This is a genomic window from Clostridium pacaense (assembly GCF_020709765.2).
Lineage (GTDB): Bacteria > Bacillota > Clostridia > Lachnospirales > Lachnospiraceae > Enterocloster > Enterocloster hominis.
Genome location: NZ_JAJFEB020000005.1, coordinates 22800 through 48053, shown reverse-complemented (window position 1 = coordinate 48053; position 25254 = coordinate 22800). Strand labels below are relative to the sequence as shown.

Sequence of the window (25254 nt, the reverse complement as noted above, 5' to 3'; positions counted from 1 at the left end):
CGCAAAGAATATAGACATTACCTGGGCTATAATGTTATCATATCTGAAGAAAGGTATGAGCAGTACAATGAAAAAGCGTATTTTAATAACCGGGGCCAATGGATTCTTAGGTTCCCGGCTTTCAGAATATTTCAGGAAGATAGATGGATATGAAACCCTTGGCGTGAGCCACAGGGAACTGGAAGTAAGCGATTCCCTGGCGGTGTCGGCATTCATAAAGGCAATCCGGCCGGATTACGTGCTGCACTGTGCGGGCGTGTCCAACACAGCCGCATGTGAGAAGGAGCCTGAGCGTTCCGAACAGATTAATGTGCGGGGAACCTCCAATATGGCCAAAGCGTGCAGGCAGTCCGGAAGCAGGATGGTATTCATGAGTTCGGACCAGATTTACAATGCGTCTGATTCCATGGAACCAAACCGGGAGGAGGGGCCTCACCGTCCCTGCTCTGTCTACGGAAGGGATAAAAAGCGTGCGGAGGAGGCCATGTTGACCTGTCTCCACGACGCGGTGGCGCTGCGCCTGACCTGGATGTATGACTATCCGTCCAGTGACCGTCCGGGCGGCTGCGGCCTGCTTGGCAATCTCCTGGATGCCAGGAGGGAGGACCGGATCCTGAAGCTGCCTGTACACGATTACAGGGGCATCACATATGTGTGGGAAGTGATAAGGAATATGGAAGCAGCCATGAGACTCCCTGGCGGGGTCTATAATTTTGGCAGCCAGAACAGCCGCAGCACATTTGACACGGCGGCCCTGTTCCTTAAGGCGGTGACGGGAAGCAGCGATGTGTCCGGCCTGATAGAGCGGGATACGGAGCGGTTTGCCTCCTGCCCAAGAAACCTTATGATTGATACGGAGCGGATCCGCAGGCAGGGAATCTGCATCGGGGACACCCAGGAGGGTATCCGTACCTGTCTGGCCGATTATCAGGTGATACCAAGACAGACCGGATAAAAAGGCAAGTGAAAGGATAAAATCAATGAGCAAAGAGAAATTCTCACCCCAGGCATTAAAGATATGCGGCATCACCCTGGCATGCCTGGCCATCATGTTCATGGTGGCTGCTGTCAACCGGTCAAGAGGCGGGGAGCATCTGGTGAAGGAATACACGGTTGAGGACTCCCTTCCAAGACACGTCAAGTTTGAAAAAATGCCGTCGGACGATGCGCAGCTGGCGGCTGCATGGTACTTCAAATACATGGGCCTTGCCCAGTTTGACAGGTGCGTCAGGCTGTTTCCCCAGGACCAGCTTGAGAGCCTTAACTTTGGGCAGGATGACTTAAACTTCAGGGAAGGCCGTTATATAAAAGAATATATCATCCATGGCTTTCAGACCCTTGCAACCGTGGAGTATGCGGACCAAAAGCCATATTACGATGAACAGGCCAGCCGGTATGGCTTTAAGGAATATAAGGTGGTGCGGGTGGACTTCTCCCAGCGCTGGTCCGACAAAGCCCTGGAACAGGCGCCCCAGTGGGGGGACGGTACGTATACCAGGGACTTTGCGGTGGGAAAAGAATCGGGCTTTAGAGGGAAGTGGAAGATATTTGAGCTGGGGATGATGTGAATTTACAATCCCACGGACTGGTTTTCTTTATGAAACCTTGCTGTTTTGAAGGCGTTCATAGTAGAAAATATATTGTTGCATGATACCGGCACATCCGCCGTACTGACCAAATGAGTCCTTTATGATTTTGTCATATAGGGAGGCTTTGGGGATGTGGCGGTATTTTTGTTTATCATAGTATTGGGCTATGAGTATTTTCTCAATCCAGGTGTCTACGGGGAATGCACTGATGTGGTGTAGTCCAAACAGACAGACACAGTTGGCGACCTTTTTGCCGATTCCGTAGAAGCCTGTCAGATACTCCATTGATTCTTCGTAATTCATGTTGGAGAGTTTGTCTAAGTCGAGTGTTCCTGACACGGCATCCTGGCATAGTTTATGTATGTATTTGGCGCGGTATCCCAATTTAAGGGACTGCAGATCTTCTAAAGAAGCTCTGGAGAGTTCCTGAGGGGAAGGAAATGCCGAAAGTGCCCCGTCGTGGGGAAGAGGCTGTCCATATGCAGAGCAGAGGGCCTCTACCAGTTCTTTGATTTTTGGGATGGTCTTTTGTTGGGATATGACAAAGGTTATGATCATTTCCCAGGGATCCTGGCACAGTATACGTATTCCACTGCCTGCCTGTGAGGCTGCCGTAAGGTAGGAATCTTTTGGGGAAATGGAATTGATTATAGCCTGATAATCCGTATCAATGTCAAAATAGTGGAGCCAGAATGCAGTATCCATTTCGTCACAGTCAAAGAAAACCTCCATTTTTTTCTGCCAGACATACAGGATACGTCCATGGCTGATAATGCGGTAACCGTAGTCCGCTCCTTTGGGGAGGATTTCTGGAGGAAGGGGATTCATGCGGAAGCATTGGCCGGACTCCGCTATCTGTTTTAGGTTAAAACAGGGTATTGTGTGGGATACTGTCATTTATTGTACCTTTCTGTAGAAATGAATCATGGATAAGGTTTCAAGGATAATTTATACCGTATGCACCTTTTTGTCAAATAAAAATAAATGGGAAGAAATCTGTGTTTTTGTTCTATGGGGGGAGTTTAACTCGAATTCTTGCAAGATAGGAAGTAATATGATAAGATAAATTACAAAGTAAGTGAGAATGTGAAAGGCAGAGGTACATAAGAATGGAAAGAATATCAGAGCGTGATAAAAAGGTGAATCTTGAGGAATTTGTGAACATATCTTTAGTAGATATGGTAGCAGACAAGATACGTTCTAATATTTATAATGGCAAATATCTACCGGGGAAACGCCTTGTGGTAAGAGAACTGTCTGAAGAATTGGGTGTGAGCCATACCCCTATAAAGGATGCGCTGAATAGGCTGGTTTCTGAAGGATATGTGGTAGCTCTTCCAAGAAGAAGCATGGTAGTACGGGAATACTCTACCATTGAGTTTATTGACAACTTCGAGACCCGTTTAATGTTTGAGTTATATCATTCAGCCGAGATATTGGAACATGCCAAAAAGGACGGCAGGCTTTTAGCTGATTTGGAAGAGTACAAAAACACCATGGAAGATCTTGTGAAGAATAATGAAGATATATCCTATGAAACATGGGTAAACTGTGAGACTGGCTTTCATCAGCGTTATATGAAGGAGTGCAGTAACCAGAAGGTATATGAGCTGTACTGCCAGCTGGATACAAACCGTCAAAGTTATTTTACTTACATGAATAACAACCGTCTTCCGTTAAGCCTGGATATCATACATACGAACTGCCAGGAACATTCCGCTATCGTGGAAGCTATACGGAGTGGGGAGGCAAAGACATTTTGTCAGGTTGTATCGAATCACCTTATCCGTGCCTGCGGTGATTATACAGTGGATGAGCCATCGAAAAAAAGGTTTCAGCAAATGATAGAAAATGCGGAAAGGTTTTTAAAAAACCTAACCTAATTTTTTTTGCAAAAAAATTTACCTAAAAATCTTAAAGTAAAAATATTGACTTACAAAATGAATGATGGTAATATGAGGATAGAAGAAAAAAGCAGGATTTTACTGCAGAGAGGGGGAATCTGCATGTTTCACAGAATTGTAGTTGGGGCAGTGGATGCAGGTAGGGAATATGAGGCATTAGTCATACGCCAGTTGCAGCAGCAGAATATAAGCTGTATTACGCTGGATTATAACGCATATCCCGATATTGGGAGGGATAGTGGAATTGCGGTTGCAGCGGCAGTTGCTGGTATGATTGCTGAAGATAAGGCGGACGGGGGAATCATCATAGATGACTGCGGACTTGACGCATCAATCACTGCCAATAAGTTTAAAGGGGTACGTGCATCCAGATGTACCAGTGTGACGACAGCCAGATATACCAGGTGCCATAATGCTTCCAATGTTTTATGTATCGGATATGGTTCGATAGGACTGAAGAACAGCTTGGAGATAGTTAAAACCTGGATAACAAATGAGTTTGAAGGCGGGCGCCATGCCATATCAGTGAATCTGATACGGGCAGGGGAGGAGATGCAGTTTAATCAGGAAAAGGATGTACATAAGGAAACAGAAGACTGGTTCCGGCTAAGCGGCAGATGGCCTTTGGAGAAAGTATATATAGCCAATGACCATGCAGGGTTTGGGACAAAGGAATTCATAAGCCGTCTGTTGGCTGAGAGGCATATACCGGTGGTTGATATGGGTACCGGTTCCACGGAGATAGTGCGGTATCCGTATTATGCAGCCCGCATTGCGGGTAAAGTAAAGCAGTCCTCCCACACAGGAGGAATCCTGATTTGTGGGACAGGGATTGGTATGTCCATTGCCGTGAATAAATTTAAAGGTATCAGGGCAGCACTCTGTACGGATAAATCCAGCGCCCGATATGCCAGAGAGCATTTAGATGCGAATGTACTTTGTATTGGCGGTAAAATTGTAGGCCAGTTTGAAATAGAAGATATCGTTAACACATGGTTAGATACCGGATTTATGGAGGAACTGGAGGGAAATCTTTCATACCTTAAGGAGATTGAGGATAGAAATCTGGCAGAATCTGATTGGAAACCTGTAAGTAATGTATAAACCTGCAAGAGGGAGGTGCGCTGGACAAGTTAATTTGGGGAAAAGGTGGCTGACAACAAACAAATATTGAGGAGGGTAACATGAAACAGATTAAATGGGTAATACTTATGGGATTAATGTCACTGTCATTATCAGCATGTGGACAGAAAACAGTAGAGACAACGAACTCGCCGGAGGTTAAAGCAGAGACCGGGACCGCGGCCCAGGCACCGCTGGAAACAGCAGCCCAGGCACCTGCAAAAGCAGAAGAAAGTAAACCGGAATATGAGATGATAATTGCCCTGCATACGGCACCAGGGACGATAGAGGACCAGGCGATTGAGCGTTTTAAAGAAAAGGTAGAGGAGAGGACAAACGGAAAAGTAGTAGTCAATATTTTCCCTGGAGCTCAGTTGGGGGCTGAAAAAGAGAATTTGGAACAGATGATGGTAGGAGAAATCCAGGGCAGTATTTTTGGTGACGTGATGACTTCTCAGCTTGCTCCTGATTTGGATCCAACGGTAATTCCGTTTATCTATAAAAATGTGGACGATGTATTTTCGACCTGGAATGGTCCGATTGGCGATAAAATCAAGCAGGCATGTATTGATAAAGGGAACATCCGGGTGGTAGGAATCGGAAGGCGCGGCGCGCGTTACCTGCTGGGGAATAAAGAGATGCCTACGCCCGCTGATGTAAAAGGAGTAAAGCTTCGTTTGCCAGAGATTGATTCATGGGTATCAATCTGGAGCACTGTGGGGGCACTACCTACTCCGATTGCCTTTAGCGAGGTGTACAGTGCGCTTCAAACTGGTGTTTGTGACAGCTTTGAAAGTACATTGGAACTTGTATATACAGGAAAATATTATGAAGTGCAGAAATATGCCATGAAAACAGAGCATCTGTATGGGCTGTTCCATTTTGGAATCGCTGAGAGTTGGCTTTTGGAATTACCAGAGGATATGAGAAATATCATTATTGAAGAAGGGGATGCGGCGTGCAAGTGGGGTGATGAGAAAGCGGCTAACTATGAGTCAGAGATGGCGGAAAAACTACAGGAGAATGGTATGACAATTATTGATGTGGATAAACAGGCGTACATAGATGCAGTTATGCCTGCTATTGAAAAAGTTGCTCAGACCTGGCAGCCGGAAGTATGGGAGGAAGTACAGAAATATATGGAATAGTGACTGGATATTCTGGCATTGATAGGAGAAATGGGATGAAAAAAATAGAAAGCATCATCGTAAAACTATACGAATTAGTCTCGTTGGCCTGCTTTTTTATAATGGTTGTTATTGTGTTTTTACAGGTTATTTTCAGATATGTTTTGAAGATATCGGTGCCGTGGACGGAGGAAATCGCCAGGTTGCTGTACATGGGAGTCATATTCCTTGGGATTGTTATGGTTGAAAGGGATAATATCAATATCAGGACAACGTATTTTATTGATAAACTACCTATAAAAATATGCCGGGGGATTTTGATACTATCCAATATGCTTGCTATTGCTTTATTTGGGATGCTTTTCATCGGCGGTATCATATTAATTAAAAAAATGTCTTTGTATACGCTGGCATCAGTTCCCTTCATCAGCAGTTCGGTTTTTTATGTACCGGTCGTTCTGGCGGCACCCATGGTTATGTTCATACTGATAAAACAGATTAAGGATTTTGTTCATTACAAACCAGAGAAAGGATTAGGCGACTGATAATGGAGGTTATGGTATTTCTGGGGGTGTTAATCCTGCTGTTCATTTTAGGATTTTCCGTACCTTATGCAATTGGAATCACATCGGTCATAATCATTATTATGGATAAAGGGCTATCCTCCATTCCTTATGAGATAATTACCCAGCGGTTTGTACAGGGAACCAATAATTTCACATTGTTGGCAATTCCATTTTTCCTGCTGGCCGGAAAACTTATGAATACGGGTGGGATTACCACGAAGATTTTCAAGTTTGCGAATGAACTGGTGGGCTGGATTCCGGGCGGATTGGGAATAGCGAACATATTTGCCAGTATTATCTTTGCAGGGATGAGCGGTTCGGCAGTTGCTGATGCGGCAGGGCTTGGAACCATAGAAATCAAAGCTATGGAGGATGCTGGATTTGACACACCATTTTCAGCAGCTGTTACAGCGGCGTCATCCACGGTGGGTCCTGTGATACCACCCAGCGTTCCTCTGATTATGTTTGGCGTTATGGGAGGCACGTCAATCGCGTCGTTGTTGGTTGCAGGAATCATACCGGGCATATTGATGGGGATATCAATGACAATCCTGGTTATGTTTATTGCACACAGGAGAAATTATCCAAGAAATAATAAGGTGGATATAGGACGCACCTGGGCTTCTTTTAAAGAAGCATTCTGGCCGCTTCTAACGCCGGTCATACTGATTGGAGGTATGCTATCTGGGATTTTCACTCCGACGGAAGCCGCTGTGGTGGCTGCTATCTACGCCCTTGTGCTGACATCGATTTTCTATAGAAGCCTCGACTTACGCGGATTTATGAAGATATGTGCGGACACAGTGAAAGAGAGTTCCATGATTTTAGTGATTGTTGGGGCATCCTCGCTCTATGGTTACTTGCTGATTAAGAGTCAGATACCCACTTATCTTATGAATAAAGTATTTACTTTTAGTCAAAATCCGGTGGTGATATTATTCCTGATTAACCTCTTTTTGTTGATTATAGGCTGCTTTATGGAATGTAATGCTGCAATTATGATATTAACACCGATTTTGGTCCCTATGTGTCAGGCTGTGGGTATCGATTCCGTTCACTTGGGGGTAATAATGGTACTCAATCTCATGATTGGACTCCTTACTCCGCCAATTGGCATGTGCTTATTCACAACGGCGAGAGTTGCCAATATCACGCTGGACAAGATGATTAAAGAGGTCATGCCGTTTTATATACCATTAGTGATTGTACTGTTAATGGTAACCTACATACCTGACCTTGTATTGTTTCTTCCGCGATTGGTTTTGTGAGAAAAAGTATGTTACAGCTTTCAGACAGGGAAATAGATTCAAGGTATTCCCCTGTCTGTTGTGCTATGGAGGGTGGAAATAAATGGATGTGGAAAAATGTGTTTTTGAAATGGTGGAATATTGTCATTTAATCCATAAAAGGGGGCTGGTCAGTAGTTCGGGAGGGAATGTAAGTATCCGTATTGGGGATGAGGTGTTTATAACGCCCTCAGGAAAGAGCCTTCAGATGGTCGCTACGAAAGATGTTGTGAGGATGAGGGAAGATGGGAGTTACCGGGCGTGTGTTGATGCCAAGCCGTCAAAAGAGTGGCAGATGCATCTTGCATGCTACCGCTATCAGGGAGTGGGGGCTGTGATTCACGTACATAGTCCCCATGCGGTTGCTCTTTCCTGCCTTAAAGAATTGAATTTCCTGTGTGCGATGCCTGTTTATACGGCGGGTTATGCCACGCGTGTGGGAGAATTGCCTGTTGTCCCTTATATTCCGTCAGGAACGCCGGAATTGGCAGAGGCAGTAAGTAGGATTATCTCCTGGCGCAATTCTGTTCTGCTGGAAAATCATGGTGTTCTCTGTGTGGGCAATGACTTAGAAGAGGCCCTTAATATTGTTGAGGAGATAGAAGAAAATGCTGAGATAAATTTTATTTTAGGAAATCGAGGCAAGGCTCTTACTAATGAACAGATATCCCGATATGGCAGGGGACAAAGAAGAGAAATAAAGGGGATGGATTTCCAATGAACGAAGATCATGACAGATATTTATTGGGGATAGACATAGGGACTACGGGGGCTAAATGTACTGTATATGATACAGGAGGATGTATGGTGGGACATGCATACCAGGAATACCCCATGATACATCCGCATGAAGGATGGACAGAGCAGGACCCCATGTGTTGGTGGAATGCCGTTATCAAAAATCTCAGGCAATGCTTCGATGAACAGAAGATAGATGCAGGACGGATTGTAGCAGTGAGTGTAAGCTGTACCAACGCAGTGACGATAGTGGATGAAGAAGGGGAACCGCTTTATAATGCAATCGGACATCACGATTTACGCGCTGAAAGACAGGTAGGGTGGCTGAAAGAAAATGTAGGGGAGGAATTGATTTTTTCCATAACAGCCAACCGTCTTGCCGGGGGCACATTTGCACTTTCGAATCTCAGATGGATGATAGACAATCATCCAGAACTGATGCATAAAGCGCATAAGTTCCTGGTACCCAGTGGATACATAATACATAAACTTACGGGTGTATTTTCCATCAACCGTCCCAGAGCAAGCCTTACTCTGCTTGCGGACATAAATACCGGACAATGGTCAGATGTAATTGTTAAAAAATCCCAGATACCCGAAAGGCTTCTCCCTGACATTTACGCATCAACAGACATTGTGGGGTGTATTACAAAAGGAGCAGCGGTCATTACCGGGCTTAAGGAAGGGACGCCTGTAACTGCGGGGTGCCTTGATACGGTGGTAGCCACAACTGGTTCAGGAGCAATAACCGCCGGGGATGTGGCTATTACTTTGGGGAGCTGCGGGAGACTGTGCTATATCAGCGACAAGCCTATCCGTGATAAACGCGCGCTGAACTGTGCCAGTCCGTTTGATGGACTATATACGGTTATTCTGTCAACGGATAATGCTGGTATTTCTCTGAGATGGTTCAGGGATGTATTTGGCGGGGTTGTGGAGGAAAAGGCGAAGTTACAGGGAAAGAATATCTATGATTATTTCAATGAACTGGCAGAGGATACCAAGCCGGGAGCAGGAGGAATCATATATCTTCCCTATCTATCAGGAGAGAAGGCTCCCATATGGGATTCCCGGACCCGCGGCCTGTTTTTCGGCATTGGGCTTGAGAGTGATTACGGATGTTTTGTCCGGGCAGTTATGGAGGGGGTTGCATTTTCACTAAAAGACTGCATGGAAACCTTGGGGGTGGATTCACGTATTAAAAATCCTATTCCTCTGGGTGGCGGAATTGCCAACAGTGTAGTCTGGTGCCGGATAATAGCGGATGTATTACAACATCCCATCATACAGCTTAAGAATAATGAGACGGAGACATTGGGGGATATGATTATAGCCGGACTGAGCATACATGAAAACGGAATCACAAGAGAGTTTGGAAGAGTCTTATCAGGACAGGGAAATATCATATGGCCTGACAGTTCAAACCGCCGGGTCTATGAAGAGCAGTTTAAAAAATATAAAGATATTTATGAAAATACAAAAAGGTTATATTGGAATTAGAACGTGGGAGAACTCCACAAATAATTTGAATCCCTCTTGACATTTTCAAATTATCCAGCTAGAATGTACCTTAAGATTAAAATCTGCTAAAAGCATTGAAAGTGTACAGTAGACAGTCATTTTCCATCAGAGAGGGGAGGCCACCGGCTGAAAGTCTGCCCAGGTTCAGATGGCATGTTGAAATTCCCACCGGAGCTGCATGAATGAAAGGATGTAACAATTCCTGTAGTCCATGACGTTAAGCACACGTTACGTGCATTGAGTGTCTGCATTGACAGGTCTTATGGCCTTTGCAGGAATCAGGGTGGTACCGCGAGCTTTAGAGTCTCGTCCCTTCGTATGGAAGGGGCGGGGCTTTTTTTGATGTTTGCAATAAGATGCGGTACAGCATGCGGGCGATTGTATACACTTTTATAATGTACCGGCAAAAAGCCGGCATGTTCCGCCCGACAAAGAATCAGAAAAGGAGAAGCCATGAAAGAGCAGTTAGAGAAAATCAAAGAAGAAGCCTTAAAGAAAATCGAAGCTTCCGATGCGCTGGAAAAGCTGAATGATATCCGTGTGTCCTATCTGGGCAAAAAAGGAGAACTCACAAGCCTTTTAAAGAGCATGAAGGATGTTTCCCCTGAGGAGCGCCCCAAGGTGGGGCAGATGGTCAATGACGCCAGGGCCATTATCGAAGCCAGGCTGGAGGAGACAAAGAATGTACTGGCAAGAAAGGCCAGGGAAGAGCAGCTTAAGAAGGAAGTGATTGATGTCACCCTTCCGGCCAGGAAGAATAATGTGGGCCACAGCCACCCTAATACAATCGCCCTGGAAGAGGTGGAGCGCATCTTCGTGGGCATGGGCTATGAGGTGGTGGAAGGACCCGAGGTGGAATACGACCGCTATAACTTCGAGAAGCTGAATATCCCGAAGGGCCATCCGGCCAGGGATGAGCAGGATACCTTCTACATCAACGACACCATCCTTTTAAGAAGCCAGACATCCCCCGTGCAGGTGCGTACCATGGAAAAGGGAAAGCTTCCCATCCGTATGATTGCACCGGGACGTGTATTCCGTTCCGATGAGGTAGATGCCACCCATTCACCTTCCTTCCATCAGATTGAGGGGCTTGTAATTGACAAGAACATTACATTTGCCGACTTAAAGGGCACACTGGCAGAATTTGCAAAAGAACTGTTCGGACCAGAGACAAAGGTTAAGTTCCGTCCCCATCATTTCCCATTCACAGAACCCAGCGCAGAGGTGGACGTGACCTGCTTCAAATGCGGCGGCAAGGGCTGCCGGTTCTGCAAAGGCTCCGGCTGGATTGAAATCCTGGGCTGCGGCATGGTCCATCCTCATGTGCTGGAGATGTGCAACATTGACCCGGATGAGTACTCCGGATTTGCGTTTGGCGTTGGCCTTGAGCGTATTGCACTGCTTAAGTATGAGATTGATGACATGCGCCTGTTGTATGAGAACGATATCCGTTTCCTGAAACAGTTCTGATGCATACATGATTGATTAGTGAATATAGAAGGAGAACCAATATGAATACAGCATTATCATGGATTAAAGCATATGTGCCGGACCTTGATGTCACTGCCCAGGAATACACGGATGCCATGACACTCACAGGTACAAAGGTGGAAGGCTATTCCTGTCTGGATAAGAACCTGGAAAATATCGTAGTGGGCGAGGTGCTCTCTGTTGAGCGCCACCCGGATGCGGACAAACTGGTGGTGTGCCAGGTCAATGTGGGGGCTGACGCGCCTGTCCAGATTGTGACAGGAGCGCCCAATATAACGGAAGCTTCGGTGGGCGAAAAGGTTCCCGTGGTCCTGGACGGCGGACGCGTGGCAGGAGGCCATGACGGCGGCGCCCTTCCTGAGGACGGCATTAAGATTAAGAAAGGCAAATTAAGGGGCGTGGAGTCCTGCGGCATGATGTGTTCCATCGAGGAACTGGGAGCTGACCGGGATATGTATCCGGACGCGCCGGAGAGCGGCATCTACATCCTTCCAAAGGACAGTGTACCGGGAGAAGACGCGGTGGCTGTCATGGGACTGCGGGATGTGGTATTTGAATATGAAATCACATCCAACCGCGTGGACTGCTACAGTGTAATCGGCATTGCCAGGGAAGCGGCAGCCACCTTTAAAAAATCCTTCACGGCGCCGTCCGTCGCAAAGACCGGCAATGATGAGGATATTAATGATTACCTGAAGGTACGCGTTGAAAACAGCCAGCTGTGCCCCCGTTACTGCGCAAGGATGGTCAAGAACATCAAGCTTGCCCCATCCCCCCAGTGGATGCAGCGCCGTCTGGCTGCCAGCGGAATCCGTCCCATCAACAATATCGTGGACATAACCAACTACGTGATGGAAGAGTACGGACAGCCCATGCATGCATTTAACTATGACCAGCTGGCCGGCCATGAAATCATTGTAAAATGTGCAAAGGACGGGGATGTGTTCCAGACCCTGGACGGCCAGGAGCGGAAGCTGGACTCCACCATCCTCATGATTAATGACGGGGAAAAGGAAGTGGGCATCGCGGGAATCATGGGCGGTGAGAACTCCAAGATTACAGACGACGTAACGACCATGGTATTCGAATCCGCATGTTTCAACGGAACCAACATCCGTTTATCCGCCAAAAAGGTGGGACTGCGCACTGATGCCTCAGGCAAGTATGAAAAAGGCCTGGACCCCAACACGGCAGAGGAAGCAGTAAACCGCGCATGCCAGCTGATTGAAGAACTGGGGGCGGGCGAGGTAATCGGAGGCATCATCGATATCTATCCCGTGAAAAAGGAAGAGAAGAGGATACCATTTGATTCAGCCAGGATTAACAGGCTTCTTGGCACGGATATCCCGGAAGCAGACATGCTGGAATACTTCAAGATGATAGAACTGGGCTATGACGCTGATACAAAAGAGGTTATTGCACCTACCTGGCGGCAGGACCTGGAACGAATGGCCGACGTGGCAGAGGAGGTTGCAAGGTTCTATGGATATGACAAGATCCCAACCACCCTTCCATCCGGCGAGGCAACCACCGGAAAGCTGTCTTACAAGCTGCGCATTGAGGAACTGGCAAGGGAGATTGCTGAATTCTGCGGTTTCTCACAGGGCATGACCTATTCCTTTGAAAGCCCCAAGGTATTTGATAAGATGCTGATTCCGGCAGACAGTCCCCTGCGTGCGACCGTGAACATTTCCAATCCCCTGGGCGAGGACTTCAGCGTGATGCGGACCACCTCCCTGAACGGGATGCTCACATCCCTTGCAACCAACTACAACCGACGCAACAAGGATGTGCGCCTGTATGAACTGGCCAACGTATACCGTCCCATAGCCCTTCCGCTGACAGAGCTTCCGGATGAGCGCATGCAGTTCACACTGGGTATGTACGGCGATGGGGATTTCTTCACCATGAAGGGCGTTGTGGAGGAATTCTTTGATAAAGCCGGCATGCACAAGAAGCCCCACTACAATCCCAATGGGGAGCATCCATATCTTCATCCCGGAAGAAAGGCAGACATTGTCTATGACGGGACTGTTGTAGGCTTCCTCGGCGAAGTTCACCCGGATGTGGCAGACAATTATAAAATTGGCGACAGGGCTTATGTTGCCGTTATTGACATGCCCTCCATCATGGACTTCACTACATTTGACAGGAAATACACCGGAATTGCCAAGTTCCCTGCTGTAACCCGTGACATCAGCATGGTTGTGCCCAAGGACATCCTGGTGGGACAGATTGAAGACATCATCGAACAGCGCGGCGGCAGGTTCTTAGAAAGCTATAAGCTCTTCGACATCTACGAGGGAGCCCAGGTCCTGGCAGGACATAAATCCGTGGCATACTCCATCACCTTCCGGGCAAAGGACCATACACTGGAAGACAAGGAAGTCAGTGCGGTAATGAATAAGATATTGAATGGACTCAGTGGCCTTGGGATTGAACTTAGAGGTTGATTTGAGGTTTGGAGGCAGAGGTTTGCGGGGGTACGCAGCCTCTGCTTTTTGGTGTTTCCAGAGCCAGGGGCGGGAGGCGGGCGGGGCTGCGGGGCCTGGTTCCGGGCGCATGGTCTGCTAACTCAAAAAGACGGTAAAAACAGGGCACCGCGCCAACTACAGAAGAAATCTTGATGATTTTTCTTCCGTAGGCGCTCTGCGTTCGGGCTTTGATGCCCTCACTCGGCCCTGTTTTTACCGCCTTTTTGAGCAAGCAGACCATACCCCCTCCACAAGGCCCCGCACCCCCGCCCGCCTCCCGCCCCTGCCTCCAGCTAAGTTTATGAAGAGGCTGCTGTGCCATCCGGCTACTGCGTCCAAACAATCAAACAACGGGGGAGTAAGAGGTAAAGATGTGAAATAAGGGAAAAAGCGGTGAGGAAGAATAGCCAGAAAAGGGAGCGGAAAGCTTATCTTCCTCCCGAACTTAGATTTTGTCATGTGTAAGAGGAGGTACGTAGTGGGTGAGGGGAATGGCGGCGGGGGAGATGGATGCTTCTGCAGGGGCGTGTGATTCTTATGCTGCGGGAACCGGTGCTAAGAGGCTGGCGCCTTTTGTCTGAGCCCGATATCGTCATGGTTGGAGAAGACAAAGCGCGAGTTTGGCAGCCAGCCTCTTGTCCAGCGCCGGATCCCGGAGCATTAGAAGCACTAGCCCCAAAGCCGCGTCCATCTCCCCCGCTGCCATTCCCCTCACGGACGGATGCACCTCCCCCTACCGCCCTCCCAAAACCTAAATTCTAACACTTGTAAATGTTTGGAATCTCCAGTATAATCAAATCATGACACAAGGTCGGCGTATGCGGAGGCACACTTGATATGGGTGATTATGGGCAAATGATAAAAGGGGTACGGGCTGAATGGGGGACTCATTTTCTGATGGATTCCATGCCGGCCGGTTTCTTCCGCTGTACAGCGGATAAGGAAAGACGGGTGGACCTTGTGAACCAGGGTATCCTGGAACTTTTCAGATGCGGGGATGAGGATGAGTTTAATGTGCTGACCGGAGGTACGCTTAAGGGGATGATCCTGGAGAAGGACTACCATCATGCGCTTTCAGAGTGCAGACAGCAGCTGAGGGAGCACAGGGAGGTCCTTAAGACGGAATTCCGTATTGTCAGGAAGGATAAAAGCACCTGCTGGGTGGATTGCCGTGGGCGTATCATTAAGGGGGATGAAGGGCAGATCTGGTTCTATGCCATGATGCTGGATGACACGGACGATAAGAACCGGATCCGTACCTACAGGGAGAAGTCCAGAAGGGATTCCCTTACCGGGCTCCTGAACCGGGAAGCTTCCAGGGAACGGATATCGGAATTCCTGGAAGAGGCAGGCAAGAGCAGGATGACGGCCGCCCTTATGATTGTGGATCTGGATAATTTTAAGGAAGTGAATGATACAAAGGGTCATCTTTTTGGGGACAGTGTGCTGACCGAGGCCGCCGGATGTATAAACAGCGTGTCCAGGAAAAGCGATGTGGTGGCCAGGATCGGCGGGGATGAGTTCCTTGTATTTCTCGCAGGCATGGGAAGCCGTGAAGCGGTCATGGCTTATGCAGACCGCATCATGGAGGGAATGTCAGGAATCTCCGCTGCCGGTGATAATCCCATTGAACTGAGATGCTGTATCGGCGTGTCCATGTATCCGGAGAATGGAAGGGAGTTTGACCAGCTCTTTACCAAGGCGGACATTGCCCTTTATTCCGGTAAGCAGACAGGAAAAGGCAAATGCGTGTTTTATGAACCTTCCCTGCCTTCGGTGGACGCTAAGAAGTGGGAGGCATTTTCAGGGCGCGTGCCTGACATAGATTCTGATAATGGCCCGGTATATGGCGGTGATAAGGTAATCCACTATGTTTTCAAGGTGCTGTATGAATCGGAGGATACGAGGCAGGCCATCAATACCATCCTTAAGATAGTGGGGCTTCAGTTTAATGTAAGCCGTGCCTATATATTTGAGGACAGCCCGGACGGGCTGTTCATGAGTAATACCTTTGAGTGGTGCAACCAGGGAATCAGTCCGCAGATTGACAATCTGCAGGATATGTCTTATGAAGAGGATGCGCCGGGATACAGGGATAATTTTGATAAGAACGGGATTTTCCTGTGCATGGATGTGGAGGAACTCCATCCGGTACAGAAAGAGGTGCTGACCTCCCAGGGCATTAAGGCCATCCTTCAGTGCGGGATTTATGATAATGGACGCCTGGTGGGATTTATCGGCTTTGACGAGTGCAGGGAGAACCGGCGCTGGACCAGGGAACAGATATCAGTCCTCACCTATGTGGCACAGATAGTGGGGACCTTCCTGTTAAAGGACAGGGTACAGAACATACTGATGCAGAAACTGGACCACCTTCAGAGCGTGCTCAATGATGTGACGGAACTAAGAAGCAGCAAGGAAGAGGCTTCGGAGGACCATGATGCGCTTACCAACCTGCTTACGGTAGGGGCATTTGAGCGGCAGATGGAAGAATACCTGAAAACAGTGCCAAAGCCGGAGCGGACAGCGGCACTGTTGCTGGATATGGATGATTTCCATAAGATTAATGAGGCCCGCGGTAAACTGTTCGGCAATGTTGTGCTGATGAATGTTGCCAGCTGCCTGAAGCGCACCTGCAGGGAGGGAGACCTGATTGGACGGTTCGGCGGGGATGAATTCCTTGTGCTGTTAAAGGACACGGACATGGAGGAAGCATCAAGGACAGCGGCGCTCATTGTCCGGGAGATAAGCGGTATACTGGACAGCAGCGAGTACGGAGGAATGACGGTGTGCTGCAGCATCGGCGGCCGGATGATTGCGGAGGATGAAAAGGGCTTTTACGATATCATGGTAAAGGCGGACCAGGCCATGCACCAGGTTAAGAGGGATGGCAAGGGCGGGGTCCGCTTCTATGAGTCTGTCACTGATAAAGAGGATGATATATTTACCTATGAACGGCTGAAGGAACTGAATGATAAAAAGCTGAAGGAGCAGAGCAGCCTGCAGGGAAAGACCAGCACAGCGGTTGCCCTGGAGGTGTTTGAGAAGACCTCCTCCTTTGAGGAGGCGCTGCATATCCTCATGGGCTTTATCGGCAGCCGGTTCCGCCTTAACCGCATTGCCATTTACATGAACGGGGAAAGGGAAGGGGAGGGACACAGCGCTTACCAGTGGGTGGATGACAGGACGGCCATGCTGTTTGACCCTTCGGATTCATTCCGGCAGGAGGAATTTTATCTCAGTTACAATCTGTATGACAGCGATGGGATTGCCGTGCTGAACCGGGACAAGCTGGAAGTCTACAATACAGGCATGAGAAGGATCATGGACCGGGCCAGGGCAAAGACCATGCTGTTTGCGGGCATTTTCATCGATGGAAGGTACGTTGGGATGATGGTGCTTGTGAATACGGAGGAGGAAAGGGAGTGGGCACAGTCAGAGCGTAGCGCCATATCTGAGCTGGCCAAGGTGGTGGGGACCAATGCCAGGACATCCCTGCGCCTGATGGAGGCCAGGCAGAAGGCCGAATATTATAAAAACCGGGATATCCTTACCGGACTGATGAGTTATGCCTGTTTTAAGGATGAGTGCCAGAAGATAATGGACGCCGGGGCAGGTGGATATGTCATCATTGCCAGTGATATCAAGGGATTCAAATTCATTAACGAGGCAGTGGGGTACACCCAGGGGGACAATATCCTGCGCATGTTTGCAGACATGCTGACACAGAATGGGCGGGAGGAAAACCGTTACACAAGGGTAAGCGCGGACCAGTTCCTGTGCTTTGGCATATGCAGGATGGACCGTAATCAATTCGTGGAGATGGTCCAGCGCCTGAATGGGGATTTCTGCAGGATACAGAACCAGATGTTCACGAATGTCAATCTCATGGTGCGTTCCGGGATTTATTTCATTGAGAGGGAATGCAGGGAGATTGACGCGGCCATTGACAGGGCCAATATTGCCAGACGGTCAGTGGATTATATCATACAGTCCGCCGTGGTGGTGTTTAATGATGGTCCATTTGACAGCAGTTTCCGGGAAAATGAAATCATCAACCGGATGGAATACGCACTGAAACACCATGAGTTTAAGGTGTACCTGCAGCCCAAGCTTTCACTGAAGGACCACAGTCTGACCGGAGCCGAGGCCCTGGTCAGATGGCAGAGGGAGGACGGCACCATCATTGCGCCGGGAGAGTTCCTGCCTCTGTTTGAGAAGAACGGTTTTATTTCACAGATGGATTTAAGTATTTTCAGGCAGGTATGCAGGAAACTTCGGGAATGGCTGGACAAAGGCGTACGACCTGTCTGTATCTCCCTTAACCTTTCCAGTGTGGATATCCGGATGGACAGTATCCTGTCCGATATCATGGAGGGGACGCAGGAGTACAGAATCGACCACGGGCTCCTGGAGTTTGAGCTGACAGAAACCGCATTCCTGAAAGACACGGACCGGACCTTCCACGTGATGAAGGAACTGCGGGACAGCGGGTTTACCACATCCATTGATGATTTCGGTTCAGGGTATTCCATCATGAACATGATGGCGGATATTCCCAGCGATGTGATTAAACTGGACTGCGGTTTTGTGCAGTCCTGCCGGAATACGGAAAGGGGAAGGGAATTCTTAAGGCAGCTGATTCAGATGACCAACAAAATGGGTTTTGTTTCCCTGTGTGAGGGAATTGAGACAAAGGAACAGCTGGACATGGTGACGGAGATGGGTTGTTCCATCGGGCAGGGCTACTATTTTTCAAAGCCCATTCCCATGGATGAGTTCTTTGAAAAGTTTTTATTAAAAAGCCATTGACAAATTTCGATTCATCTATTATAATTACCTACGTTGCTTGCGAGAGCAGCGTAACGCAGAAGTGGCGGAATTGGCAGACGCGCACGGTTCAGGTCCGTGTGGTAGTAATACCTTGAGGGTTCGACTCCCTTCTTCTGCAGTACGGACAGGAAGCTGATGGCTTCCTGTTTTTTTGCATGCAGGGGAATATTCCCTTGAAACATAAATATAAATATGGTTTTAAGGGAAAACTAGCAATGTTGCATTTGCAACAGACATTTTCTGCCATAAGAGGTAAAGTTTTGATAGTAATTTGGTGGGAAATAGTTTATACTGTAATTTGTGGCCTAAAAACCGTAGGGGGGACAGGCTTTTTGCCGTACCCGGAAATAAAAAGAAGAGATAAAGAGAGGTAGGAAACAGAATGCTTACATTAGAGAATCTCTCCTTTGATGTGAATGACGAAAAAGGAGAAAAGGGGATCATCAAGGATATCAGCCTTACAGTGGATGATGGGAAGTTCGTTGTCATCACCGGACCGAACGGCGGGGGCAAGTCCACCACAGCCAAGCTGATTATGGGAATAGAGAGGCCCACTGGGGGCCGTATCCTGTTTGACGGACAGGATATCACGGATATGGGCATTACGGACAGGGCGAACCTGGGAATCAGTTTTGCATTCCAGCAGCCGGTGCGCTTTAAGGGCGTGCAGGTGCTGGACCTTTTGCGCCTGGCGGCCAAGAAGAAGCTGAGTGTGGCGGAAGCCTGTCAGTATCTGGCCGAGGTAGGCCTCTGCGCCAAGGATTATATTAACCGTGAAGTCAATGCCAGCCTTTCAGGCGGCGAGCTTAAGAGGATTGAGATTGCGTCTGTCATTGCCAGGGCATCCAAGCTTTCCGTGTTCGATGAACCTGAGGCCGGAATCGATTTGTGGAGCTTCCAGAACCTGATCCAGGTATTTGAGCGTATGCGCCAGAACACCAACGGCTCCATCCTGATTATTTCACATCAGGAGAGGATTCTTAATATTGCAGATGAAATCGTGGTAATTGCAGACGGCCGCGTTGTGAACCAGGGCCCCAAGGATGAGGTGCTTCCTCAGATCATGGGTACTGCTTCCGCGGTGGATGCATGCAGTAAGTTTTACGAGACAGCACAGTAAGGGGAGGAACCAATGATGGGAGACGCAATACAGGAGAGAATGTTAGAAGAAGTGGCTGACCTGCACGGCGTGCCGGAAGGAGCTTATAATATCCGTTCCAATGGAAAGACATCAGCTCGTGCCACAACGGCCAACATAGATATAACCACCAAGACGGACAAGGCAGGAATCGACATACGCATCAAACCGGGGACAAAACATGAAAGCGTCCATATCCCGGTGGTGGTCAGCGCCAGCGGCTTAAAGGAAATGGTATACAATGACTTTTTCATCGGGGATGACGCGGATGTGGTCATCGTGGCTGGCTGCGGCATCCATAACTGCGGGGACCAGGATTCTGAACACGACGGCATCCACCGTTTCTTCGTGGGCAGGAATGCCAGGGTTAAATACGTGGAAAAGCATTACGGCGAAGGCGATGGGGAGGGTAAGCGTATCCTGAATCCCGGAACCGAGGTATATATGGAAGAAAACAGCTACATGGAGATGGAAATGGTCCAGATTAAAGGCGTGGATTCCACCAACAGGACCAACACGGCGGAGCTGGCCGCAGGCGCCAAGCTGATTGTCAGGGAGCGCCTTCTGACCCATGGGACCCAGGATGCGGAGAGCACCTATATCGTGAACCTGAACGGGGATGACTCCAGCGCGGACGTGGTATCGCGTTCCGTTGCAAAGGACCGGTCAAAGCAGACTTTCAATTCTAAAATCGTAGGCAATGCAAAGTGCAGCGGACACACGGAGTGCGATGCCATCATCATGGACGATGCCAAGATATTCGCCATTCCGGGCCTGATTGCCAATGATATCGATGCCGCCCTGATCCATGAGGCTGCAATCGGTAAGATTGCAGGGGAGCAGATCGTGAAGCTGATGACGCTGGGGCTGACAGAGGAAGAGGCAGAGGCCCAGATTGTCAATGGCTTCCTGAAGTAACAGGGGCGGACACGATGTACAGGGGGATTATATGATGGGGAATACAAAAGAGGGAAGGGCGTCTGCCCTTCTCCCTATTCTGGTGTTTCTGTTAATATTCTTAGGTTCTGGATTCATTACCGGGGATTTTTACAGCATGCCGGCGATTGCTGCTTTCTTAATTGCGCTTCTGGTTGCCTTTGTACAGAACCGGCAGCTGGGATTCGCAGATAAGATCAGGCTGGCTGCAGAAGGCGTGGGGGATGAGAACATCATAACCATGTGCCTTATATTTCTGGCCGCAGGCGCTTTTACAGGGGCTGTAAAGGCAGCAGGGGGCGTGGACAGCACGGTGAACCTGGGCCTGTCCATCCTGCCGTCCAATGTGGCGGTGGCGGGACTGTTCCTTATCGGCTGCTTCATATCCATATCCATGGGGACCTCCGTGGGGACCATTACGGCGCTGGCGCCCATTGCAGTGGGAATCAGCCAGAAGACCGGGTTTTCCATGGCCGTATGCGCCGGCGCCGTTGTGGGCGGCGCCATGTTCGGGGATAACCTGTCCATGATAAGCGACACGACCATTGCCGCGGTAAAGACCCAGGGCTGTGAGATGAAGGATAAATTCAGGGAGAATTTCCTGATAGTGCTTCCGGCAGCCATCATGACCATCCTGCTGTTCCTGGTTCTGGGCAGGGACGCTGCTTTCCAGCTAAAGGATGAACTGACCTACAACATATTCCGCGTCCTTCCCTATCTGGTGGTACTGGTGGGCGCCCTGGCAGGCGTGAATGTATTCATCGTCCTGATTGCAGGCACGGTGCTGTCCCTGATTGCAGGCGTGGGCACGGGAGCCTTCGGCCTGGGGCACATGTTCACCCATGTGGGGGAGGGAATCATGGGGATGTATGATATTACTGTGATTTCCATCATCGTGGCCTGTATTGTGGCCCTGGTAAAGGAGTACGGGGGCATTGATTTCATCCTGTCCTTTATCAGGAAAAGGATTAACGGGGAACGGGGAGGGGAGCTGGGAATTGCCGCCCTGGCCCTTTTGGTGGATATGTGCACGGCCAACAACACGGTGGCCATTGTCATGTCCGGGCCTATTGCAAAGGAAATCAGCGATGACTTTGGCGTGACTCCCAGGCGCAGCGCTTCCCTGCTGGACATGTTCAGCTCCATGGGACAGGGGCTGATTCCCTATGGGGCACAGCTCCTTGCGGCGGCGACCCTGACGGGCCTAACGCCTTTTGAGATTATCCCATATTGCTTTTACCCCATTTTGATGGGGGTCAGCGGTCTGGTATTTATATTTATAAAAAAACGCACAAGAGAGTAGGAAGACTAAAATATGAAGACAAAGAATCAGTGGGCCAGTAAACTGGGCTTTATCATGGCTACGGCAGGCGCTGCCATCGGACTGGGCAATCTGTGGAAATTCCCCTATCTGATGGGACGCAACGGAGGAGCCTCCTTTCTGGCTGTTTACCTGTTTTTTATCTGTATACTGGGCATACCGGTCATGATGATTGAAATGTCCCTTGGAAGACGTACGCGCCATGACCCGGTACAGGCCTATGGCGACATCAATTCCAATGCGCGTATTGTGGGTGTGTTCGGCGTGGCGGCAGCATTTCTTATCCTGTCCTATTACAGTGTCATTGGCGGATGGATCTTAAAATACATTGTCAGCTATGCGTCCACCTATCAGGCGCCTGAGGACTTTACCGCCTTTATCAGTTCCCCGGTGGAACCGGTATTCTGGCATTTCCTGTTCCTGTTTGTGACCACGGTCATCTGCTGTTTCGGAATCAACGGTATTGAGAGGGTAAGTAAGGTCATGATGCCCTTACTGTTCCTGCTGCTGATCGTGATCATCGTAAGGGGCGTGACCCTTCCCAATGCGGCGGAGGGGCTTAGGTTCATATTCATACCGAACCGTTCAGCCTTTAACATGACGGCGGTCAGCGCTGCCCTGGGCCAGGTGTTCTATTCCCTCAGCCTCTGCATGGGCATCACGATCACATATGGAAGCTACCTCAGCGATAAGGAGAATATCCCAAGGAGCTGTCTCAGCGTGGCCGGACTTGACACCATCATTGCGCTGATGGCGGGAACCGCTATTTTCCCGGCGGTGTTCTCCTTTGGCCTGGAACCGGGACAGGGACCAGGGTTAATCTTCGGAACCCTTCCCAAGGTGTTCTCAGCCATACGGTTCGGTCCCGTTTTCGCCCTTGTGTTCTTTACCCTTGTATTCTTTGCGGCAGTCACAAGCGCCATTGCCCTGCTGGAAGTAACGGTTTCCTTTGCCCTGGACACCATGCGTCTGAGCCGGCGGACCGGGACCATCCTTCTTGGGACGGCATGTTTCCTTGTGGGAATTCCCAGCGCCCTTTCCTTTGGGACACTGGGCAATGTGACCATCTTAAACTACAGCGTATTTGATTTTGTGGGAATGATAACAGACAATATCCTGCTTCCCATGGGAGGCGTGACCATGTGTTATTACATCGGATGGAAATGGGACCCCAACAACTTGGTGGATGAAATCGAAAAAGACGGGATACCTTTTAAACTTAAAAAACTGTGGATACTCTGCATCCGTTTCCTGACACCGATCATGGTCCTGGTGGTGACCCTGACAGGGTTCTATAACATCTACATGACGGTCCGCGGATAAGCATGGGAATGGGGAAATGCATTTAGGCGTGCTTGTAAATCCATTCCAGGCATCCCCATATAATTGGAATAATTTAGAGCATTGATCAATAGTATCTAATGATAAGGAATGCCGGAGAACAACCATGCAGAACCAAAAACGGGAAAATCTACTGAATCTGGCCCTTAGCGCCACGGACGAGGAGCGGGAGCGCTCCGAAAACCTGGACGTGGGTTATGACCCTGAAGAACGGACATGGGAACTGATTGTCCGGCATTCAGGCAGCCTTGCGGGCCTTGCAGGGTCAGGAATCCAGGTGGATGAACTTCTTAACGGGTACGCTGTCCTTGTGGTGCCGGAACATCTTGTGGACCAGGTCAGTGAGCTGAACCAGATTGAATATATTGAGAAACCAAAGAGGCTGTTCTTTGCCAGCAACATGGCAAGGGCGGCCTCCTGTCTTTCCGTGGTCCAATCCCCCTCAGGCGCGGGCAATGTGACGGGCGGGGTCATAAGCGGACTGCCGGGCGGACTGACCGGACGCGGTGTACTGGTGGCGGTCATTGATTCTGGCATCGACTATCTGAACCAGGACTTCAGGAATGAGGACGGGACCACCAGGATCCTCATGCTCATGGACCAGGACAGGGACAGGATTTATACACGGGAAGAAATCAATGAGGCGCTGAACGCATCTGACCGGGCAGGCGCCCTTGACCTTGTGCCTTCCGTGGATTTAAGCGGCCATGGGACAGCCGTGGCAGCCATTGCGGCCGGGAATGGAAGGGGAAGCCAGGGTGTCTACCGCGGGGTGGCGTATGAAAGTGACTTATTGGTGGTAAAACTGGGCGCCCCTGTGGCTGATAATTTCCCAAGGACCACACAGCTGATGAAGGGACTGGACTTTGTAATCCGCCAGGCCCAGGAGCTGGGGCGTCCTGTTGCAGTCAACCTGAGTTTTGGCAACACCTATGGTTCCCATGACGGCACCAGCCTTCTGGAGACCTTCATGAACGATATATCGAATTATGGAAGGAGCGTACTGGTTGCAGGGACTGGAAATGAAGGCGTGGGCAATGGACATACGGCCGGCAGGCTGGAGATGGGCAGTGATGTGGATGTGGAGTTATCCATTGCTCCTTTTGAGACCGGCATGGGTGTCCAGCTTTGGAAATCCTATGTGGACGGGTTTGCCATCCGTCTGATTACGCCCTCAGGCGGCACCATAGGTCCCATAGACAGCCGTCTGGGGCCTCAGACCCTGAATTACGGCGGGACCAGGATCCTAATCTATTATGGCAAGCCCAGCCCTTACAGCAAGGCGCAGGAAGTTTATTTTGATTTCATCCCCATAAGGGACTATCTGGACAGCGGGATTTGGACCTTCCGCCTTACGCCGGAGCGGATCGTGACGGGACAATACGACATGTGGCTGCCCTCCAGGGGAATCCTGAATCCCTCCACCCGGTTCCTTATGCCTGTGCCGGAGACCACCCTTACCATCCCTTCCACGGCAGCCAATGTGATATCCGTGGGCGCCTATGATGATTCCTACCAATCATACGCGGATTTTTCAGGGCGCGGTTTTACGCGGCAGACACGTCAGGTGAAGCCGGACATTGCGGCTCCTGGGGTGGACATCGTGACGGCCAGAAGCGGCGGTGGTTATGAGGCGGTGACTGGCACTTCCTTTGCGGCGCCCTTTGTGTCCGGCAGCGCGGCCCTCCTCATGCAGTGGGGCATCGTGGATGGAAACGACCCTTTCCTTTACGGGGAGAAGGTAAAGGCATATCTGGCCCGGGGAGCCAGGCACCTGCCGGGATACGGGACCTGGCCCAATCCGCAGCTGGGGTATGGGGCGCTGTGTGTGCGGGACAGCCTGCCGATTTAATATAATAACGTA

The 25254-nt window shown here is 49.5% G+C and carries 19 protein-coding genes, 1 tRNA gene and 1 other annotated feature; of the genes, 19 read left to right on the top strand and 1 reads right to left on the bottom strand.

The window, feature by feature from the left end; translation table 11 throughout:
• Positions 1-67: 67 nt before the first annotated feature.
• Both LK536_RS40190 and LK536_RS40185 read left to right on the top strand, forming a co-directional pair.
• Positions 68-955, top strand: coding sequence for an SDR family oxidoreductase (locus tag LK536_RS40190; RefSeq protein WP_227796011.1), 888 nt, complete (start codon positions 68-70; stop codon positions 953-955).
• 25 nt (positions 956-980) lie between these two features.
• Positions 981-1568 (top strand): hypothetical protein, encoded by a 588-nt coding sequence (locus LK536_RS40185; RefSeq protein ID WP_120058075.1) that lies wholly within the window; start codon positions 981-983, stop codon positions 1566-1568.
• A 27-nt stretch (positions 1569-1595) separates the two neighbouring features.
• Here LK536_RS40185 and LK536_RS40180 read toward each other — a convergent pair whose 3' ends face one another.
• Positions 1596-2417, bottom strand: coding sequence for a DNA glycosylase (locus LK536_RS40180; RefSeq protein ID WP_506092135.1), 822 nt, complete (start codon positions 2415-2417; stop codon positions 1596-1598).
• A 281-nt stretch (positions 2418-2698) separates the two neighbouring features.
• Between LK536_RS40180 and LK536_RS40175 the strand changes: the two genes are divergently transcribed.
• From LK536_RS40175 to LK536_RS40095, 17 genes are all read left to right on the top strand, one after another.
• On the top strand, positions 2699-3472 hold the full coding sequence (locus tag LK536_RS40175; protein WP_227796013.1) for a GntR family transcriptional regulator: 774 nt from the start codon (positions 2699-2701) through the stop codon (positions 3470-3472).
• A gap of 123 nt (positions 3473-3595) precedes the next feature.
• Positions 3596-4597: a ribose 5-phosphate isomerase B gene (gene rpiB / locus LK536_RS40170; protein WP_227796014.1), complete on the top strand. Its 1002-nt coding sequence runs from the start codon at positions 3596-3598 to the stop codon at positions 4595-4597.
• Between the two features lie 80 nt (positions 4598-4677).
• The gene (locus LK536_RS40165) at positions 4678-5763 is read left to right on the top strand and encodes a TRAP transporter substrate-binding protein (RefSeq protein WP_227796015.1); all 1086 of its coding nucleotides are present in this window, start codon (positions 4678-4680) and stop codon (positions 5761-5763) included.
• Between the two features lie 35 nt (positions 5764-5798).
• Positions 5799-6287: a TRAP transporter small permease gene (locus tag LK536_RS40160; RefSeq protein ID WP_227796016.1), complete on the top strand. Its 489-nt coding sequence runs from the start codon at positions 5799-5801 to the stop codon at positions 6285-6287.
• A 2-nt stretch (positions 6288-6289) separates the two neighbouring features.
• The gene (locus LK536_RS40155; RefSeq protein WP_227796017.1) at positions 6290-7576 is read left to right on the top strand and encodes a TRAP transporter large permease; all 1287 of its coding nucleotides are present in this window, start codon (positions 6290-6292) and stop codon (positions 7574-7576) included.
• A gap of 82 nt (positions 7577-7658) precedes the next feature.
• Entirely contained in the window at positions 7659-8315 is a 657-nt protein-coding gene (locus tag LK536_RS40150) for a class II aldolase/adducin family protein (RefSeq protein WP_227796018.1), read from the top strand.
• Complete coding sequence (locus LK536_RS40145) at positions 8312-9832, top strand: xylulokinase (RefSeq protein WP_227796019.1); 1521 nt, start codon at positions 8312-8314, stop codon at positions 9830-9832. Before LK536_RS40150 ends, LK536_RS40145 begins: the two co-directional genes overlap by 4 nt.
• An 86-nt stretch (positions 9833-9918) precedes the next feature.
• Positions 9919-10170, top strand: a binding site (T-box leader).
• Positions 10171-10306: 136 nt separating this feature from the next.
• The gene (gene pheS, locus LK536_RS40140) at positions 10307-11326 is read left to right on the top strand and encodes a phenylalanine--tRNA ligase subunit alpha (RefSeq protein ID WP_040379483.1); all 1020 of its coding nucleotides are present in this window, start codon (positions 10307-10309) and stop codon (positions 11324-11326) included.
• Between the two features lie 41 nt (positions 11327-11367).
• The gene (gene pheT / locus LK536_RS40135; protein WP_227796020.1) at positions 11368-13800 is read left to right on the top strand and encodes a phenylalanine--tRNA ligase subunit beta; all 2433 of its coding nucleotides are present in this window, start codon (positions 11368-11370) and stop codon (positions 13798-13800) included.
• A gap of 858 nt (positions 13801-14658) precedes the next feature.
• Positions 14659-18633 carry a diguanylate cyclase domain-containing protein gene (locus LK536_RS40130; protein WP_227796021.1) on the top strand — a complete coding sequence of 1325 codons (3975 nt, stop codon included), beginning with the start codon at positions 14659-14661 and terminating at the stop codon, positions 18631-18633.
• Between the two features lie 55 nt (positions 18634-18688).
• A tRNA-Leu gene (locus tag LK536_RS40125) sits at positions 18689-18772 on the top strand.
• 37 nt (positions 18773-18809) lie between these two features.
• Entirely contained in the window at positions 18810-19028 is a 219-nt protein-coding gene (locus LK536_RS40120; RefSeq protein ID WP_025487018.1) for a hypothetical protein, read from the top strand.
• An 8-nt stretch (positions 19029-19036) separates the two neighbouring features.
• Positions 19037-19774 carry an ABC transporter ATP-binding protein gene (locus LK536_RS40115; RefSeq protein ID WP_008716737.1) on the top strand — a complete coding sequence of 246 codons (738 nt, stop codon included), beginning with the start codon at positions 19037-19039 and terminating at the stop codon, positions 19772-19774.
• Positions 19775-19786: 12 nt separating this feature from the next.
• Positions 19787-20710 (top strand): SufB/SufD family protein, encoded by a 924-nt coding sequence (locus tag LK536_RS40110; RefSeq protein ID WP_008716735.1) that lies wholly within the window; start codon positions 19787-19789, stop codon positions 20708-20710.
• A 31-nt stretch (positions 20711-20741) separates the two neighbouring features.
• A complete protein-coding gene (locus LK536_RS40105) occupies positions 20742-22031 on the top strand; it encodes a Na+/H+ antiporter NhaC family protein (RefSeq protein ID WP_331472176.1) in 1290 nt (429 codons plus the stop codon).
• A 12-nt stretch (positions 22032-22043) separates the two neighbouring features.
• Positions 22044-23372, top strand: coding sequence for a sodium-dependent transporter (locus LK536_RS40100; RefSeq protein ID WP_025487021.1), 1329 nt, complete (start codon positions 22044-22046; stop codon positions 23370-23372).
• A 124-nt stretch (positions 23373-23496) separates the two neighbouring features.
• Entirely contained in the window at positions 23497-25242 is a 1746-nt protein-coding gene (locus LK536_RS40095) for a S8 family peptidase (protein ID WP_227796022.1), read from the top strand.
• Positions 25243-25254 lie beyond the last annotated feature (12 nt).

Excerpts from the sequence above, each read along its gene's own strand:
- LK536_RS40190 (WP_227796011.1), top strand. The coding sequence starts at position 68 with ATGAAAAAGCGTATTTTAATAACCGGGGCCAATGGATTCTTAGGTTCC.
- LK536_RS40185 (WP_120058075.1), top strand. The coding sequence starts at position 981 with ATGAGCAAAGAGAAATTCTCACCCCAGGCATTAAAGATATGCGGCATC.
- LK536_RS40180 (WP_506092135.1), bottom strand. The coding sequence starts at position 2,417 with ATGAATCCCCTTCCTCCAGAAATCCTCCCCAAAGGAGCGGACTACGGT.
- LK536_RS40175 (WP_227796013.1), top strand. The coding sequence starts at position 2,699 with ATGGAAAGAATATCAGAGCGTGATAAAAAGGTGAATCTTGAGGAATTT.
- rpiB (WP_227796014.1), top strand. The coding sequence starts at position 3,596 with ATGTTTCACAGAATTGTAGTTGGGGCAGTGGATGCAGGTAGGGAATAT.
- LK536_RS40165 (WP_227796015.1), top strand. The coding sequence starts at position 4,678 with ATGAAACAGATTAAATGGGTAATACTTATGGGATTAATGTCACTGTCA.
- LK536_RS40160 (WP_227796016.1), top strand. The coding sequence starts at position 5,799 with ATGAAAAAAATAGAAAGCATCATCGTAAAACTATACGAATTAGTCTCG.
- LK536_RS40155 (WP_227796017.1), top strand. The coding sequence starts at position 6,290 with ATGGAGGTTATGGTATTTCTGGGGGTGTTAATCCTGCTGTTCATTTTA.
- LK536_RS40150 (WP_227796018.1), top strand. The coding sequence starts at position 7,659 with ATGGATGTGGAAAAATGTGTTTTTGAAATGGTGGAATATTGTCATTTA.
- LK536_RS40145 (WP_227796019.1), top strand. The coding sequence starts at position 8,312 with ATGAACGAAGATCATGACAGATATTTATTGGGGATAGACATAGGGACT.
- pheS (WP_040379483.1), top strand. The coding sequence starts at position 10,307 with ATGAAAGAGCAGTTAGAGAAAATCAAAGAAGAAGCCTTAAAGAAAATC.
- pheT (WP_227796020.1), top strand. The coding sequence starts at position 11,368 with ATGAATACAGCATTATCATGGATTAAAGCATATGTGCCGGACCTTGAT.
- LK536_RS40130 (WP_227796021.1), top strand. The coding sequence starts at position 14,659 with ATGGGTGATTATGGGCAAATGATAAAAGGGGTACGGGCTGAATGGGGG.
- LK536_RS40120 (WP_025487018.1), top strand. The coding sequence starts at position 18,810 with ATGCAGGGGAATATTCCCTTGAAACATAAATATAAATATGGTTTTAAG.
- LK536_RS40115 (WP_008716737.1), top strand. The coding sequence starts at position 19,037 with ATGCTTACATTAGAGAATCTCTCCTTTGATGTGAATGACGAAAAAGGA.
- LK536_RS40110 (WP_008716735.1), top strand. The coding sequence starts at position 19,787 with ATGATGGGAGACGCAATACAGGAGAGAATGTTAGAAGAAGTGGCTGAC.
- LK536_RS40105 (WP_331472176.1), top strand. The coding sequence starts at position 20,742 with ATGATGGGGAATACAAAAGAGGGAAGGGCGTCTGCCCTTCTCCCTATT.
- LK536_RS40100 (WP_025487021.1), top strand. The coding sequence starts at position 22,044 with ATGAAGACAAAGAATCAGTGGGCCAGTAAACTGGGCTTTATCATGGCT.
- LK536_RS40095 (WP_227796022.1), top strand. The coding sequence starts at position 23,497 with ATGCAGAACCAAAAACGGGAAAATCTACTGAATCTGGCCCTTAGCGCC.